12 protein-coding genes are annotated in these 15,962 nt (G+C 67.6%); 8 read left to right on the forward strand and 4 right to left on the reverse strand.

The features are described from left to right. Positions 1-116: 116 nt before the first annotated feature. On the reverse strand, positions 117-1,736 hold the full coding sequence (gene metG, locus NBG84_RS11700) for a methionine--tRNA ligase (RefSeq protein ID WP_250919291.1): 1,620 nt from the start codon (positions 1,734-1,736) through the stop codon (positions 117-119). A gap of 267 nt (positions 1,737-2,003) precedes the next feature. On the opposite strand from metG, the gene NBG84_RS11705 reads away from it, so the two are divergent. Further along, positions 2,004-2,657 (forward strand): response regulator transcription factor, encoded by a 654-nt coding sequence (locus NBG84_RS11705; protein WP_250919292.1) that lies wholly within the window; start codon positions 2,004-2,006, stop codon positions 2,655-2,657. Between the two features lie 101 nt (positions 2,658-2,758). Further along, positions 2,759-3,946 (forward strand): sensor histidine kinase, encoded by a 1,188-nt coding sequence (locus NBG84_RS11710; RefSeq protein ID WP_250919367.1) that lies wholly within the window; start codon positions 2,759-2,761, stop codon positions 3,944-3,946. A 35-nt stretch (positions 3,947-3,981) separates the two neighbouring features. On the opposite strand, the gene NBG84_RS11715 is transcribed toward NBG84_RS11710, so the two are convergent. Continuing rightward, positions 3,982-6,135 (reverse strand): VWA domain-containing protein, encoded by a 2,154-nt coding sequence (locus tag NBG84_RS11715; RefSeq protein WP_250919293.1) that lies wholly within the window; start codon positions 6,133-6,135, stop codon positions 3,982-3,984. A 313-nt stretch (positions 6,136-6,448) separates the two neighbouring features. Here NBG84_RS11715 and NBG84_RS11720 point away from each other — a divergent pair, with 313 nt between their 5' ends. Further along, positions 6,449-8,515, forward strand: a complete 2,067-nt coding sequence (locus tag NBG84_RS11720) for a PhoX family protein (protein WP_250919294.1) — start codon at positions 6,449-6,451, stop codon at positions 8,513-8,515. Positions 8,516-8,936: 421 nt separating this feature from the next. Further along, complete coding sequence (locus NBG84_RS11725; RefSeq protein ID WP_250919295.1) at positions 8,937-9,335, forward strand: RNA-binding S4 domain-containing protein; 399 nt, start codon at positions 8,937-8,939, stop codon at positions 9,333-9,335. 215 nt (positions 9,336-9,550) lie between these two features. Here the strand turns inward: NBG84_RS11725 and NBG84_RS11730 are convergent, their stop codons facing one another. Next, a complete protein-coding gene (locus NBG84_RS11730; RefSeq protein ID WP_250919296.1) occupies positions 9,551-10,570 on the reverse strand; it encodes an endonuclease/exonuclease/phosphatase family protein in 1,020 nt (339 codons plus the stop codon). Between the two features lie 367 nt (positions 10,571-10,937). After that, complete coding sequence (locus tag NBG84_RS11735; RefSeq protein ID WP_250919297.1) at positions 10,938-11,783, reverse strand: hypothetical protein; 846 nt, start codon at positions 11,781-11,783, stop codon at positions 10,938-10,940. Positions 11,784-12,051: 268 nt separating this feature from the next. Here NBG84_RS11735 and NBG84_RS11740 point away from each other — a divergent pair, with 268 nt between their 5' ends. The 4 genes from NBG84_RS11740 to NBG84_RS11755 all read left to right on the forward strand — a co-directional run bounded on the left by NBG84_RS11740 (position 12,052) and on the right by NBG84_RS11755 (position 15,684). Further along, complete coding sequence (locus NBG84_RS11740; RefSeq protein WP_250919298.1) at positions 12,052-12,429, forward strand: hypothetical protein; 378 nt, start codon at positions 12,052-12,054, stop codon at positions 12,427-12,429. A gap of 448 nt (positions 12,430-12,877) precedes the next feature. Further along, positions 12,878-13,441: an NADPH-dependent FMN reductase gene (locus tag NBG84_RS11745; RefSeq protein ID WP_250919299.1), complete on the forward strand. Its 564-nt coding sequence runs from the start codon at positions 12,878-12,880 to the stop codon at positions 13,439-13,441. Between the two features lie 414 nt (positions 13,442-13,855). Continuing rightward, positions 13,856-14,824, forward strand: a complete 969-nt coding sequence (locus tag NBG84_RS11750) for an ATP-binding cassette domain-containing protein (protein WP_250919300.1) — start codon at positions 13,856-13,858, stop codon at positions 14,822-14,824. Beyond that, complete coding sequence (locus NBG84_RS11755; protein ID WP_250919301.1) at positions 14,821-15,684, forward strand: ABC transporter permease; 864 nt, start codon at positions 14,821-14,823, stop codon at positions 15,682-15,684. Before NBG84_RS11750 ends, NBG84_RS11755 begins: the two co-directional genes overlap by 4 nt. The last annotated feature ends 278 nt before the right edge of the window (positions 15,685-15,962 follow it).

Consider the following 15,962-nt stretch of genomic DNA (forward strand, 5'->3'; position numbering starts at 1 on the left):
ACCGGCTGTGTCCGCGATTGCTGCGATCGCTGGCCGGGTGGCGTGCGGTGTGAGCGACGCGGATCAGCGCCTCCGCACAGTGCCGGAGCTCCTCGTCCTACGCGGTGGTCTCGGTCCTACGCGGTGGTCTTGGGCTCCTCCAGACGCGGGAACAGGACCGCGCCCTTCGTCACCGTCGAGCCCACCGGCAGCTGACCCCAGACGCCCGCGTTCTGCACCGGCTGGTCCGCCAGTGCGCCCAAGGAGGCCTCGGCGCCCAGCGACTCCCACAGCGCCTCGGAGGTACGGGGCATCACGGCGTTCAGCAGTACCGCCATCCCCCGCAGGGAGTCGGCGGCCGTGTACAGGATCGTCGCCAGCCGCGCCTGGCCCTCGGGTGAGGTGTCCTTCGCGACCTTCCACGGCTCCTGCTCGGTCAGATAACCGTTGACCTGCTTCACGAAGTCGAAGATCGCCAGGATTCCGCCCTGGAAGTCCAGCTCTTCGCCGATCAGCCGATCCGCCGTCGCGGCGGCCTTCGCCAGGCCCTCCTGGACCGCCTTCTCAGCGGCGTCGGACGCCGTCGCCTCGGGAAGTTCCCCACCGAAGTACTTGCCGACCATGGCGGCGACCCGAGAGGCCAGATTGCCGTAGTCGTTCGCCAGCTCGCTCGTATAGCGAGCGGTGAAGTCCTCCCACGAGAACGATCCGTCCTGACCGAACGCGATCGCCCGCAGGAAGTACCAGCGGTAGGCGTCCACGCCGAAGTGCGAGGTCAGGTCCTGCGGCTTGATGCCGGTCAGATTGGACTTCGACATCTTCTCGCCGCCGACCATCAGCCAGCCGTTGGCCGCGACCCGGCCCGGCACCGGCAGATCGTTCGCCAGCAGCATCGCGGGCCAGATGATCGCGTGGAAGCGCAGGATGTCCTTGCCGACCAGATGGACGTCGGCCGGGAAGGTGTCCGCGAACTTCGCCGGGTTCTCGTTGTAGCCGACCGCCGTGGCGTAGTTCAGCAGCGCGTCGATCCACACATAGATGACGTGCTTCTCGTCCCACGGAACCTTCACGCCCCAGTCGAAGGTCGACCGGGAGATGGAGAGGTCCTGAAGTCCCTGCTTGACGAAGTTCACGACCTCGTTGCGGGCGGACTCCGGCTGGATGAAGCCAGGGTTGGCCCCGTAGAACTCCAGCAGCCTGGGGCCGTACTCGCTCAGCTTGAAGAAGTAGTTCTCCTCCTTGAGGAGCTCCACCGGCTTCTTGTGGATCGGGCAGAGCTTCTGTCCCTCGTACTCGCCCTCCCCGTCGATCAGATCCGCCGGGAGCTTGTACTCCTCACAGCCCACGCAGTACGGGCCCTCATAGCCGCCCTTGTAGATCTCACCCTTGTCGTACAGGTCCTGGACGAACTCCTGCACACGGTCCGTGTGCCGCTTCTCGGTCGTCCGGATGAAGTCGTCATTGGCGATGTCCAGGTGCTCCCAGAGGGGCTTCCAGGCCTCCTCCACGAGCTTGTCGCACCACTCCTGGGGCGAAACGCCGTTCGCCTCGGCGGTGCGCATGATCTTCTGACCGTGCTCGTCCGTGCCGGTGAGGTACCACACCTTCTCGCCACGCTGACGGTGCCAGCGGGTGAGCACGTCGCCTGCGACGGTCGTGTAGGCGTGGCCCAGGTGAGGAGCGTCGTTGACGTAGTAAATGGGGGTCGTGACGTAAAACGCCTTCGACCCCTGCTTCTCGGTTCCAGTGGCCGCCATGTCGAAATCTTATCGGCCCCCGGATGGTCCCTTCACACGCTCAAACCTCCTCCGAGCACTGCTGGCCAGCCGCGGAGACATCCGCGAAACATCTCTCGGGATAGAAAGACGCATCCTGGGATGAATGCTGCGGGTGTCCGTGGGGGTCCGACCTCCTTGTGCGCCTCTGTACGAGACCCCCACGGGGGCTCCAGGATGCCGAGGGCACCAGCGTTTCTCCGCCGGGAGCACGGTGGGGCGGGACCGGGACGAAGGGGAGAACGCGCTATGCGGGTACTGGTGGCCGAGGACGAGCAGATCCTGGCCGAGCTGGTCGCCACCGGGCTGCGCCGCGCCGGTTTCGCGGTCGACACCGTCTACAGCGGCGACGCTGCCCTGGCCTACCTCGGACTGCACGACTACGACGTGGTCGTGCTCGACCGCGATCTGCCGCGGGTCCACGGCGACCAGGTCGCCCGAGAGCTCGTCGCCTCCGCGTCCCGCACCCGGATTCTGATGCTCACCGCCTCCGCCTCGATGGAGGACCGGGTGGAAGGGCTCGACCTGGGCGCCGACGACTATCTGGGCAAGCCCTTCGAGTTCCCCGAGCTGGTCTCCCGGGTGCGCGCCCTGCGCCGCCGCAGTGCCCGTCCCGTACCGCCCCAGCTGGAACGCCATGGGCTGCGCCTGGACACCGTACGCAGGACAGCCGAGCGCGAGGGGCGGCTGCTGGACCTGTCGCCGAAGGAGTTCTCCGTACTCCAGATCCTGCTGGAGGCGGACGGCGCGACCGTCTCGGCCGAGGAGCTCCTTGAGCGGGCGTGGGACGCCCACACCGATCCCTTCACGGGCGCGGTCCGGGTCTGCATGAGCAAGCTGCGGGCGAAGCTGGGTGACCCTGCCCTGATCCGTACGGTCCAGGGCGTGGGGTACGCACTGTGAGAAGCACGGCCCGCAGGGGGGCCGGCCGGGTCGGTCCCCGGATCAGCCAGGTCGGTCGGGTCGGTGCATGGAGTGGTCGGATCGGTTCTCCGAGCGGCCGGATCGGCCCCAGGATCAGACATGCCGGCCCCGGACGGCTGGGGCCCGGGTCCACGATCCGCACCAGGATCGCCCTCGTCTACGGCGCGGTGTTCCTCGTTCTCGGTGGAGTGCTGCTCGCGGTCGTCAATCTGCTCTCCCGCGCCGGTACGGAGGACCAGGCGGACTCCATCGCGCGTCAGGCCGTCGTCAAGCCGCACCCGTCGTCACCTGGGGCATGGTCGGTGACCCATGGTGACCTCACCACCTTCAGGGCCTACCAGATCACGGACAACGTCAGCGACGCGGCATCGGAGGAGATGCTCTTCTGGTCGCTGACCGCGCTGCTGATGACCGCGTTGTGCGCGGTCGCGGTGGGATGGTGGATCGCCGGTCGGGTGCTGCGGCCGGTGCACGCGATGACGGCCAAGGCGCGCAGGCTCTCCGAACGCACCCTCCACGAGCGCATCGCGGCGAGTGGGCCCGACGACGAACTCAAGGAGCTCGGGGACACCCTCGACGCCCTGCTGGCCCGACTGGAGAAGGCGTTCGACAGCCAGCGCAGATTCATCGCCAACGCCTCCCATGAACTGCGTACGCCCCTGGCGACCCAGCGCACGGCCATCCAGGTCGGTCTGGACGCCGAGTTGTCCGCCGATGACCTGCTGGCCACCAAGCGGGTGTTGCTGGACACCAACCGGCGGAGCGAGCGGCTGATCGAAGGGCTGCTGATGCTGGCGCGCAGCGAACGCGGAGTCGAGGAGCACGACGATGTCGATCTCGGGGAGCTGACCCGGGAGGAGTCGGTGCGGCACGATGTGCGGGCCGACGCGGAGTACGGATTGGTGGTACGCGGAAACCGGCTGCTGCTGGCCCAACTGGTGGGCAACCTGGTGGCGAACGCGGTCGCCTACAACGTGCCGGGGGGGACGGTCAGTGTCCGGGTGGCCGCCGACACGGCGGGCAGGGGAGCGCTGATCGTGGAGAACACCGGGCCCGAAATGGCCGCGGAGGACATTCCGGCGCTGTTCGAGCCGTTCCGGCGCGGGGAGGGGCGGGACCGGATGGGGCTCGGCGCGGGGCTGGGGCTCTCCATCGTGCGCTCGGTCGCCGAGGGCCACGGCGGCGAGGTGACGGCCAGGCCCGGCCCGGGGGGCGGGGGACTGACCGTCACCGTGTCGCTGCCTGTGGTGGATGTGGTGGCGCGGTAGCGAGTGGCTAGGCGCCTGTTCCGGGACGTTCCCTGCTAGGGCTTCCAGCCCTGGAGGATGCCGTCGAACAACTCCTCGTCCGGGATGTCGTTGGGCGTGGGGCCGGCGTGGAAGAAGCCCGTGCTGTCGACGGAGAGCTTGCGGAGGTAGTCGAAGGCCTTCGCGTCGTGCTCGCCGAAGGCGACGAACTTCCAGAACACCGACTTGTTGGCGGCTGCCGTCAGTGCGGCGGTGGCGGCGGTCTTGGACTCGGGTGCGCCATCCGTCTGGAAGATCACCAGCGCGGGGACGGGCTTGCGCGACCTGCTGCCCGATGCCGCCCGTACGGCCTTGCTGGCCTTGGCGTGCAGCGCGAGGACTTCCTCGATGGCCAGGTGGTAGTTGGTACGACCCATCCGGCCGAGGGAGTCATGGAGTTCATCCACCTTGCCCTCGTAGGAGTCCAGGGTGAGTGCGCCGGTGCCGTCCACTTCGGTGGAGAAGAACACGACCTCAACGGCCGGGTCCGTGCCCTCGTGGAGATGCGCGGCGAGCGCGAGGGCGCGCTCACCGAGCCGCTGTGCGCTGCCGTCCTTGTAGAAGGGCCGCATCGAGCCTGACCGGTCGAGCACCAGATAGACGAGCGCCGCGGTGTCAGGGAGCCCGGCGCGCTGGAGTGCGGTGGCCGCGGCGGAGTGGGTGGCGGCCAGCGCGGTAGGAAGGGGGGCAGGTGCGGACCCGGAGGCGGGGGCGAGTTCGGCAACGGGGTCGGCTGCGGTCTCGTCCGGCCCGGCTGCGGGGGTTCCGCTTGCGGGCTCGTCGGGTGCTGCTGCCGCGACCTCGGGCTCGGCCTGAGGCTCTGCCTCGGGTTCTGGCTCGGCTACGGCTACGGGTTCTGGTTCCGTGGTCGCGGTGGGCTCGGGGCCGTCCGCGGCTGCCGTGGGCTCAGCGGGTTCTTGGGCAACGGTCTCATCGACGGTGGTTCGGTCGACGGTGGGCTCATCGGCGATGGGTTCGGCCGGGGCGTCGGTGACCTCCAGCCCTTCCGATGTGCCCGGTGCCTCCGCTGAGGTCGCCGTCTCGGGAGCCGCCGTTTCCGCTGCGGTTTCCTCTGTTGCCTGTGCCTGTGCCTGTGCCTCTGCCTCTGCTTCTGCTTCTGCCCGGGCTTCTGGCTCTGGCTTTGCTTCTGCGGCGGCCTCTGTGGTTTCTGAGGCGGTGGCCGAGGCGTCGGTGGATTCCGCTTCCGTTTCCGTTTGCCTGTCCACCTCGGCTTCGGCTTCGGCGGGCTCCACAACGGTGACTTCCGCCGCGTCGGCGTCGGCGTTGTCCCCCTCCACAGCGGCCACCACCGGCTCGGAGGAGGTGCCTGCTGCGGCGCTGTCCGCCGATGTGGTGACCTCTACATCTGCGAGTACTGCTGCCGAATCGTTCGCGGGGACATCCGCGGGGACATCCGCGGGGACATCCGCGGGGACGTCTGAAGAGGTGTCGGCGGCTGTATCGGCGGAGACGCCAGCGGGGGTCTCCTGCGGTGTGGTCTCGGACTCAGCCCCGTCCTTGACCTCTTCCTTGACCTCTTCCTTGACCTTTTCCCGGGCTTCGCCCTTGGCCTCGTCCTTGGCCTCGTCCGTGGCCTCGATCTCGGTGTCCACCGAGGGCTCAGCCAGGGCCGGTTCCGTGGTCGCGGCGGGATTCTCGGCAGAGGGCGCCGCAGCAGACACCCCGTCCGGTGCCGCCGCCACGGCAGTGTTCTCCGGCGGCTCGGCCGCTTCCGCTGCCGGGCCTCCCGGTGCTTCTGTGCCTTCCGGGACCTTCTCCGTACGGCCCTGGGAAGGAACCGATGCCGCACGGGCACGGGGTTGTGGATTGTCGAATGCGGCCGACACCAGATCCGCTGCCAGGCCGGAGGGCGTGGACGGCGATGAGGGCGCCGCAGTGGGACCGGACCCGCCGGAGGCCGACGCTTCCGACGCCTCCGGAGCCGAGGTCTTCGCCGGAGCAGCGGTCGCCGAGGTGACTGCCGTTGCCGGGGTTTGCGGAGAGGGTTCCTCGGCAGGGGAGGGAATGACCGGGGCGGTGGCGGAAGTAGCCTCGGTGGTGGTGGCCGGTTCTGGACGTTCGGACTGGGTCGGGACCGAAACTGCGACCGGCTCGGTGGGCTCCGAACGATCGCGACCGAACACCTTGCGCAGCAAGCTCCGAATGCCCATGTGCGAAACCTTTCGCATGAGTTGGGGGTTTTTTATCCACTCTTGGGCCAGTTTGTCCTTGGTGTGTCCTGGCCAGGGCGGACACGTAAGGTTAGCGGTCACCCGCCCCAAACCACCGCAGGGTCGGCTCAAGGGAAACTCGCCCGCGATCGCCCCCGTATCGGGTGACTCATGGCCGGTACTAGCTCACATCTTTCCGGGCATTCATCCACCGTTCACCCCACGTCCGCCGCTTTGCGTACATACCCTCCTAACGTCTCGATGGAAGACATTCCGACAGACTGTCGGCGCAGGTGCGCCGGAGGAGGACGAAGTGCGCAGACTGCTGCCACTCTTGAGCACCAAGCCCCACGCGGGTGGACGTTCAGCGCTCACCTGCCGCTACCGCTGCGGTGACGCCTGCTTCCAAGAGGTGCCCAACACCAGTGACAACGAGTACGCGGGCGACATCATCGCCAGCGCCCTGTCCCGCCGGTCCATGGTGCGGGCCGCGGCCGTTGTCACCGTGGCCTCCGCGGCCGGCGCCGCCGTGCTCGGCGGGCCGGCCAGTGGGCAGGCCGTAGCCGCTCCCCTCGACCATCCGGGTCAGAAGCCCGGCAAGGGCGGTCGGCTTGATGGTGCCCGCGGCCTGCGCTTCGAGCCGGTGGCGCCCAACAAGAAGGACAAGGTCACCGTTCCCCCGGGCTACGGACAGAACATCGTGATCCGGTGGGGCGATCCGATTCTGCGAGGTGCCCCCGCCTTCAACGCGGCCAAGCAGACCGCCAAGGCACAGGCCGGTCAGTTCGGTTACAACAACGACTTCCTCTCGCTGCTCCCGCTTCGCGGTGAGCGCGGTCGTCAGGTACTCGTCGCCAACCACGAGTACACCGACGAGATCCTGATGTTCCGGGGCTACGACCCCGAGAAGCCGACCCGCGAGCAGGTGGAGATCGCCTGGGCGGCACACGGCCTCTCCGTCGTGGTGGTCGAGGAGGAGCGTCGAACCGGCAGCCTCACCGCGGTCAGCCGGCACCACCTCAACCGTCGCCTCACCGCGACCAGTCTCTTTGAGATGACGGGCCCGGCCGCCGGCAGCCCCCTGCTACGCACCTCGACCGATCGCTCGGGCATCAAGGTGCGCGGCACCCTCAACAACTGTGCCGGTGGGGAGACGCCCTGGGGTACCACGCTGCACGGTGAGGAGAACTTCAACCAGTACTTCGCCAACGGCGGCAGCGACACCGACAAGCGCTATGGCATCGTCGCGGGGCCCAGCGATCGCAAGTGGGAGCGCTTCGACAAGCGCTTCGACGCCAAGCGGGAACCGAACGAGTCCCACCGTTTCGGCTGGGTGGTCGAGCTCGACCCCTACGACGCCGACTTCGTACCGCGCAAGCGGACCGCGCTGGGGCGCTTCAAGCATGAGGCCGCCGCGCCCCGACTCACCGAAGACGGTCGCCCGGTCGTCTACATGGGCGATGACGAACGCTTCGACTACTTCTACAAGTTCGTCTCGTCGAAGCGGATGAAGAAGGGCAACTCCCGAGCCGCGCGGGAGCACAACCTCACCCTTCTCGACCACGGGACGCTCTATGTCGCCAAGCTGTCCGCCGACAGCCCGCAGGACATCGACGGCAGTGGAAAGTTGCCCAACGACGGTGAGTTCGACGGCTCCGGCGTCTGGATTCCCCTCGCCACCGACGACACCTCGCACGTCCCCGGGATGACCGCCGATGAGGTGTACGTCTTCACCCGGCTCGCCGGTGACAAGGTCGGTGCGACCAAGATGGACCGGCCCGAGGACGTGGAGCCGTCTCCGCGAACCGGCCGGGTCTATCTGGCGCTGACCAACAACACCGACCGCGGAAAGCCGGGCAAGCCCGGCGCGGACGAGGCCAACCCGCGCAATCTCAACAAGCACGGGCAGATACTGGAGCTGGCCGAGAACTGGGACGACCCGGCGGGCGATGGCTTCGCCTGGCGGCTCTTCCTGGTCGCGGGTGACCCCAAGGACCCGTCGACCTACTTCGCCGGCTTCCCGAAGGACCGGGTCAGCCCCATCTCCTGCCCGGACAATGTGGCCTTCGACCCGCACGGCAACCTGTGGATATCCACCGACGGCAACCAGTTGGGCTCGCACGACGGACTCTTCGGGGTGGCGACACACGGTGAGCGACGCGGTGAGCTGAAGCAGTTCCTCACCGTACCGATCGGGGCTGAGACCTGCGGTCCGGTGATCCAGGACCGTCGAGTGCTGGTGGCGGTCCAGCATCCGGGTGAGGTGGATGGGGCATCGGTGGAGAAGCCCGCGAGCGCCTGGCCGGACGGGCGGGGGAAGATGGTCCGTCCGTCGGTCGTCGCGGTCTGGCCCAAGGACGGCTCCAACATCGGCGTCTGAGCCAGCCTTCTCCTTTTCCATCGCGTCTGGGTCGACCTTCCCGGTCCATCGGCGTCTGGGTCAGCCCTCCTGGTCGGTTGGCGTCTGGGCCAGCCCTCCTGGTCGGTTGGCTGCGCTGTCGGCCCGCTCCCCCGGCCCCCCCGCTGGTTTGGTGGACGGACTCGCCCCTTCCGCGCCAGCGTCTGGGGCTCGCACCCTCCGGGTGCCGTGCGTGTGCCCGTGCCCGTATCCGCCCTGTGTCGATGTCAGCGCTGGTACGGGCCGGGTGGCGGCTGCTGAGTGCCGGGCCTGGCCTGGGGGCAGCCACCCGGTTGATCGGCGGTGAATCGGCGTTGATCAGCGCTGGGTCACCGTTGAACGGTGTTCCCACCCGCCGAAAAGCACCCGGTGTCTGACCCGACCGAGCCGTAGAGTCGATGGCATGGATAGCGAAGGTGCAGAAGGATCGGTGCGGGTCGATGCCTGGATCTGGTCGGTACGGCTCACCAAGACCCGCTCCCAGGCTGCCGCGGCCTGCAAAGCGGGCCATGTCCGGGTGAACGGCACCCGTGTCAAGGCTGCCCAGTCGATCCGGGCGGGCGATCAGGTGCGGATCTTCGTCGGCGGCCGCGAGCGGTTGGTGGTCGTATCGAAGACCGTCCGCAAGCGGGTCGGTGCGCCGGTGGCCGTGCAGTGTTACGTGGACAACAGCCCGCCGCCTCCGCCGAAGGAGTTCACCGCACCCGTCGCCGTACGAGACCGGGGAGCGGGTCGTCCGACCAAGAGGGACCGCCGGGAGATGGAACGACTCCAGCCCGGCCTGGAGAAACCCGCACGTTAGACAGGGCCCGGCCCGCTGCTTTCGGGCCCTGCTGTCTCCAATGGGCCGGTGCTGCCATGCCTGGGCGAACTCCTGCGGGGGCGTTCCGTCCTGGAGCGCCCGCCGTCGGCAGCGTAGGCCCGTGATGGACAGCGCGGGCGCCCGCCAGGACTGGAAGGTGCCGCACAGCGATCGCCTCCAACCAACCGCGCGGAAGGCGCATCGGTCGAGCAGGGTCAGTTGGCCTCATGGAGATCAAGGCGTACGAGGAGCGAGCGGTGGTCGGTGTTGCCCAGCTCCAGGAAGCGGGCCTTGCGCACCGAGAACTCCTCGCTGACCAGCACATGATCGATCTGGGTGCCCAGCGGGCGGCCGACCGCAGTGGGCCAGGACGGGGTACGGGACGCTCCACCGAGGGCCGAGCTGTTCTGGAGATCGCCGTCAGCCATGATTCGACGGAAGGCCGCGTGGTCCTGGGAGGCATTGAAATCGCCGGCGACAAGGGTCGGTTGCCCCTTGGCCTCCACGGCGTACTCCCGCATCAGCTCCAGTTCCCTGCGCCAGTCGTCGACACCGCTCGGGATGGGCGGCAGCGGATGGGCGAGTTGGATGTTGACCCGAACACCCGAGATGACGGCCACGGCGCCCGGCATCGCCATGGTGCTCTGAATCCCGGGTGCCCGCTGTAGCGGGTACTTGCTGAGGATCGCCGAGCCGATGGCCATGGAACCCTCGATCACATGGCGATACGGGTACTCGGCGGGGGATATCTCGGATTCCAGGGCGTCCGAGCACTGAGCCGCGCACTCCTGCACGAAGACCAGGTCCGGCTGTTCGCGCTGGATCGTGGCGATCAGGCCCTGGGTGGCGTTGCCGAACTCGACATTCGAGGTGAGGACGTCGAACTGGGCTATGGCCCGCCCCCCTGGGTCCTCGGCGAGACCCGAGTCATAGGGACGGACGAACCAGCCGGTCACCCCGAGCACGATGACCGCCCAGACCATGCCCGTCCGCCAGCGCGCGAGCAGCATCAACAGCAGCGCCGCCCCGGCGGGGATCAACAGCCAGGGCAGGAAGGCCAGCAGCTGGGGTATGGGGGTGGCCGCGTCCGTATCCATGACTCGGCAGGCCACCACCACGGTGGGTATGACCAGGAGCAGGGCGGCGAACCAGCCGGCGGCTCGACGGTGCGCTGGGGGGCGCAGCGGGGCATCCGGTAGGGCGTCCGGCGCCGTGGTCGAGGTGGCGCTGTCCAAAACCGGCCTCCGAGTGGGTCATGGGTCCCGGGATCACTTTTCTATGATCGCCGTAGCGGGACACCCGTCTGTCATGACGCCAGTTTCACCGACTTTGTTGCACCTTTCGCTCTCTTGGCGGCAAGTCGCCGTAACTGGTACGGACTTTTTTGGATCATCAACCAGACCGTTGGCCAGACCTTGGTGGGGTGGGCTACTTCCGGGCAATTTCTGGGCTGCTCCTCGGGCTGCTCCTCGGGCAGCTCCTTGGTTGTTCTTTGGTGTTCTTTGGGCTACCGGTGCCTGACCTGGTGTTGCCCTGGAGGTGGCCCCTCGCCGGTGCCCCCCAGTGGCGAAGGTTGCGGGCGAGGGCTCCGCTGGTCGCGGGTCAGACCTGCTGCTCAGCCGGCCGGTTACGACGGAACCACCAGGTGCCCACCGCCACGATCAGCCCGACCCCCATCAGCCACCACGATGTGGTGCGCAGCGAGGCCGTCAGCGCATCCAGTACCGCTCCCGCTGCCGCACGATCCACATCCGGGGGAAGGTCGTTCAAGGCCACTGCTCGCCCCACCAGGACCGTCAGCATCAGGAGTGCCCCACCCACGGCGAGGGCGAAGCCGAGGAGGATCAGCGCACGCCCTCGGCGGGTGGAGCCGAGGACTCCCACCACCGCCAGCAGCGCGGTGCCCACGGGGAGCCACAAGCCGGCGATCTGCAGGGCGTCGAAAACCTCGCGCGCCACACCCAGCCGCTCCGACTCAACCAGCGTGATGGTGATGTTCCCGACCGGGATCTGGTCGGCGAACGGTACGCCTTCCATGATCAGTTGCCGTTTGACCTGCTCGATCACCGGAGCCAGGTCGATGCTTGCGCTTCTGCCCCCACTGCTGGTCAACGCCTGTTCCACGGCCGTGTGCGCAGCCCGGTTGACGGTGTTCCAAGCCGTCTTGTAGGCGTCGGTCTCGGCAAAGCTGAGAACCGCGTCGTGCACCAGCTGCCGTACGGCCGGGGTGAACGGACCCGCGTCGACCTTCTTCAGCACCTCGTCGGTGATGCGGTTGGCCACGGCGTTCTTTACCGCGGGGTCGGAGGAGAGCGGTGCCATCGCTGAGACATAGCCGTCCGAATCACCGATCTCCCGCTCCGCCCAGACGGCGAGTGTGCTGAGCGGCGTCAGGACGGCGACGAGCACGAGTAGCACCGTCGACACCGCTGAGAGAAGGCTCCGCACTCCTCAAGGGAACGCGGGCCCCGGTGGTGGCGCGACCGGTGCTCCGCCGACCGGGCGCGCCACCACCGGACCAGCCGCCACGGCGGTTCCGTGCCGACCTGACTCCAGGTAGCGAGGGGTGCACCCGCAGTCCCGAAACCGACACCTTGGGTGACGGCGGAAGGAGCGCCGGTGCCGCCTCGGTGGTGGACGGTCCGGCCCTGACTTGCCGGCTCTCTCCCATGGGTGTGCCCTGGAGAAGGGAATTCGGAGGGAAGGAGTCCTGGCCATGGCCGCACACGCAACGCTGTCCGCACGGCACCACGTTTCTCTCGGCTTGGCGATCCCGGTCGCCCTTGGCGCGTTCTTCGGCTTCTACGCGGGGTTCCTCCGCCGTACCGGGGAGGCCGTCAGCTGGTGGGACGTGCTCTACGGAGTGGTCGCCGGACTGATCTTCACCGCAGTTGCCTACGGCGTCGGCCGCGTCCAGCGCTCCATGCCGACGGAGCTCAGGGCCGCGACCTACGGCGCGCTGGGCGGGATGTCGGTCGGCTTTCTGCACAGCCTGACCGGGTGCAGCATCCTGCGGGCCGTTGGGATGGGGCTGATCATCGGCGCGGTCACGCTGGCGGTGTCGTTCTACGTGTTCTACGTGAAGGACAGCTGAGGACACCCGTGTGATGAGTGCTGGGCCCTGACCGGTTGGCCTGACTGTTTGGGGCTGACTGGTCGGGTTGGCGTGACTGGTCGGGCTGAGCGGTGGGACTGGCTGCGGTCCGGACTGGGTTGCCATGAGCTGCCGCGTCCGGACCGTTGGGTGCGCGACGACCACTGAGCGGTGTCGGCCGTCCGCCAGGCCGGGTGGTTCCAGCGGGGTCCTGGTGGGGTCCTGGCGGGTGGTTCGGGGCAGTTCGAGGTAGCTAGAGGTAGTTTTCAGCGTTTCGGGGTGATTTTGGCTTGGGTGGTGGAAGGCGCTCGACTTGATCTAGCAGGCCAGGACCAGCGCCCGCCTTCTTCTGCGGGGTCGCTAGATGTGATCTGGCGACCGCGCGTCGCGGTCTCGCGCCTTTCTTATGAGCGACCGGTTCGGGTCGGAGGAGAGGAGGGCGCGTCCCATGCGGGAGAGTGGCGAGCAGTCCACGGCCCCCTTGCGTGTCGCCGTCATCATCGGCAGTACGCGGGAGGGACGGGTGGGCGAAGGCGTCGGCCGTTGGTTCGCCCAGCATGCCGGCGGGCGTACGGACCTTGAGCTCTCGATCATCGATCTGATCGACTTTGAGTTCCCTGCCCGGTATCCGGATCAGGCGACCGCTCCGATCCATGATTTCGTGGCCCAGGTGGATCGGGCGGATGCGTTCGTGGTCGTCACCCCTGAGTACAATCGGTCGTTTCCCGCCTCCCTCAAGCAGGCCATCGACTTCGCCTACGACGAGTGGAACGCCAAGCCGGTCGCCTTTGTGAGCTACGGGCACGGCTCCCAAGGGCTCTACGCGGTGGAGCAGCTGCGCTCGGTCTTCACCGAACTGCATACCGTCACCCTGCGCAATGGCGTAGCCATCAACCTCCTGGACGAGAGCTGGGAGGACCGGGACGGTGCCGCCCACGTGATGCTCGACCAGCTCGGGTGGTGGGGGCTTGCTCTCAGAGAGGCCCGCGCCGCCCGACCGTACTGCTCCTAACTGCTTCAACCGCTGTCTACCCCTGTTCCACCGGCACTACTTTTGATGATTTCCACGGATTTATTACTGTCACGTCATATCCCCTTCGCCGCCGACCGATGACTTCCGCCGAGCCGGTGAGTCGAACCCCCTAGAACCCGCAACGCGACCCATAGGGCCGCAGAGCAGCCAGAAATGCCAAGAGCAGCCAAGAGCAGCCAAGAAGACAGAGCAACCAAGAGCAGCCAAGAACTACAGAGCGGCACAGCGCACCCAGCGCACCGAAGGCCGAAACTGCACACCGCGCACCGTGAGCCCGTAGGTCGCCACCGACCGCCGGAGACCTCCAGATCCACCCGTAGGGCGAGCCTCAGGGTGATCTTCACGGCGACTTCTGCGGACCAAGCCTCACAGGACCTCCAAAGGAAAAGACGAATGAGTACAGAACTGGCAATCGAGACCAAGGGCCTGGTGAAGGTCTTCGGTGAGAATCGGGCCGTCGACGGCGTCGATCTCAGCGTGCCCACGGGCACGGTCTACGGGGTCCTCGGCCCCAATGGCGCGGGGAAGACCACGACGGTGAAGATGCTCGCCACCCTGCTGCGCCCGGATGGCGGCGAGGCCCGTGTCTTCGGCAAGGACGTGCTCAAGGAAGCGGACGCGGTCCGTAGCAGGGTCAGCCTGACCGGCCAGTACGCCTCAGTGGACGAGGACCTCACCGGCAGGGAGAACCTGCTGCTGCTCGGTCGGCTCCTGGGGCACGGGAAGGCCGCCGCCAAAACGCGCGCCGCGCAGTTGCTGGAAGCCTTTGGACTCAGCGAGGCCGCGGATCGCCAGGTGAAGAACTACTCGGGCGGTATGCGTCGGCGTATCGACATCGCCGCGTCGATTCTGAACACACCCGATCTGCTCTTCCTGGATGAGCCGACCACCGGCCTCGACCCGCGCAGCCGCAATCAGGTCTGGGACATCATCCGCGCGGTCGTCGCACAGGGCACCACGGTCCTGCTGACCACGCAGTATCTGGACGAGGCGGACCAACTCGCCTCGCGTATCGCGGTGATTGACCACGGCAAGGTGATCGCCGAGGGCACCAAGGGCGAACTGAAGTCCTCGGTCGGCTCGGGCGCGGTCCATCTACGCCTTCGTGACGCACACCAGCGCCCCGAAGCCGAGCGGGTGCTGGCCGCGGCGCTCGGCGTCGAGGTGCTGCTTGATGCTGATCCGCTCGCACTGACTGCTCGGGTCAACGCGCAGGGCAGTGAGCAGAGCGCGGCCGAACAGGCGGCCAAGGCGCTGGCTGAGCTTGCTCGCACCGGAATCACCGTGGACAACTTCGCGCTGGGTCAGCCCAGCCTGGACGAGGTCTTCCTCGCCCTGACCGACAAGAAGGGGGCGGCATGAGCACCGCGACCACCACCAAGTCCCTCAACGACGCCGACCTCTCCCTTGAGGCGCCCAAGACGGAGGATCTGGCCGCACTGCTGGTGAGCAGAGAGCGACCACCGAGGCCAAGTGCGCTCTCGGCGTCCATCACCTTCGGCTGGCGAGCGATGCTGAAGATCAAGCACGTTCCCGAGCAGTTGTTCGATGTGACGGCTTTCCCGATCATGATGGTGCTGATGTACACCTACCTCTTCGGAGGTGCGCTGGCCGGGTCCACCGAGGAGTACATCCAGTTCCTGCTCCCTGGCATCCTCACCATGAGCGTCGTCATGATCACGATGTACACGGGCGTCGCGGTCAACACCGACATCACCAAGGGTGTCTTCGACCGCTTCCGTACGCTGCCGATCTGGCGACCCGCACCGATGGTCGGCTATCTGCTCGGCGACGTCATCCGCTATCTGCTGGCCTCCCTGGTGATGCTCACCGTCGGCATGATCATCGGGTACCGCCCGGACGGTGGGATCGGCGGCGTTCTGCTCGGCGTCCTGGTGCTGCTGGTCTTCGCGTTCTCGTTCTCCTGGGTCTGGACGATGTTCGGACTGCTGCTGCGCAGTGAGAAGTCGGTGATGGGCGTCAGCATGATGGTGATCTTCCCGCTGACCTTTCTGAGCAATGTCTTCGTCGACCCGAAGACCATGCCCGGCTGGCTCCAGGCGTTCGTCAACAACAGCCCGGTGACCCATGTCGCCACGGCGGTGCGTGACCTGATGGCCGGCGAGTGGCCGGCTGCGGACATTGCCTGGTCGCTCGGATGGTCAGCGCTGTTCGTGGTCATCTTCGGCTCGCTGACGATGCGGCTCTACAACCGCAAGTGAGCCCCACCCGAGGGTGAAGGACCGAGCGGCGGGTTTCCTCAGGGACGGGGATGCCCGCCGCTCTTCCGTGTCTCCAGGCGGGCCCCCCATCCCTGCGGGTCCAGGCAGGCGAGCCCCCTGGACCCCTGCCCTTTCCTGGCAGTCCCCTGGCCCTCCGTGGCGCTTCGGGGCCCGGCCCACCTCAAGCAACGCCCTCCCGTGTCCCCGGCGCACCGTCGACGACGCAACAGCAGAAAAGGGCGGCGGGAACGGGTCGGCGGGAACAGGACAACGTCAAC

This window comes from Streptomyces albipurpureus, assembly GCF_023701525.1.
In the GTDB taxonomy this organism is placed as follows: domain Bacteria; phylum Actinomycetota; class Actinomycetes; order Streptomycetales; family Streptomycetaceae; genus Streptomyces; species Streptomyces albipurpureus.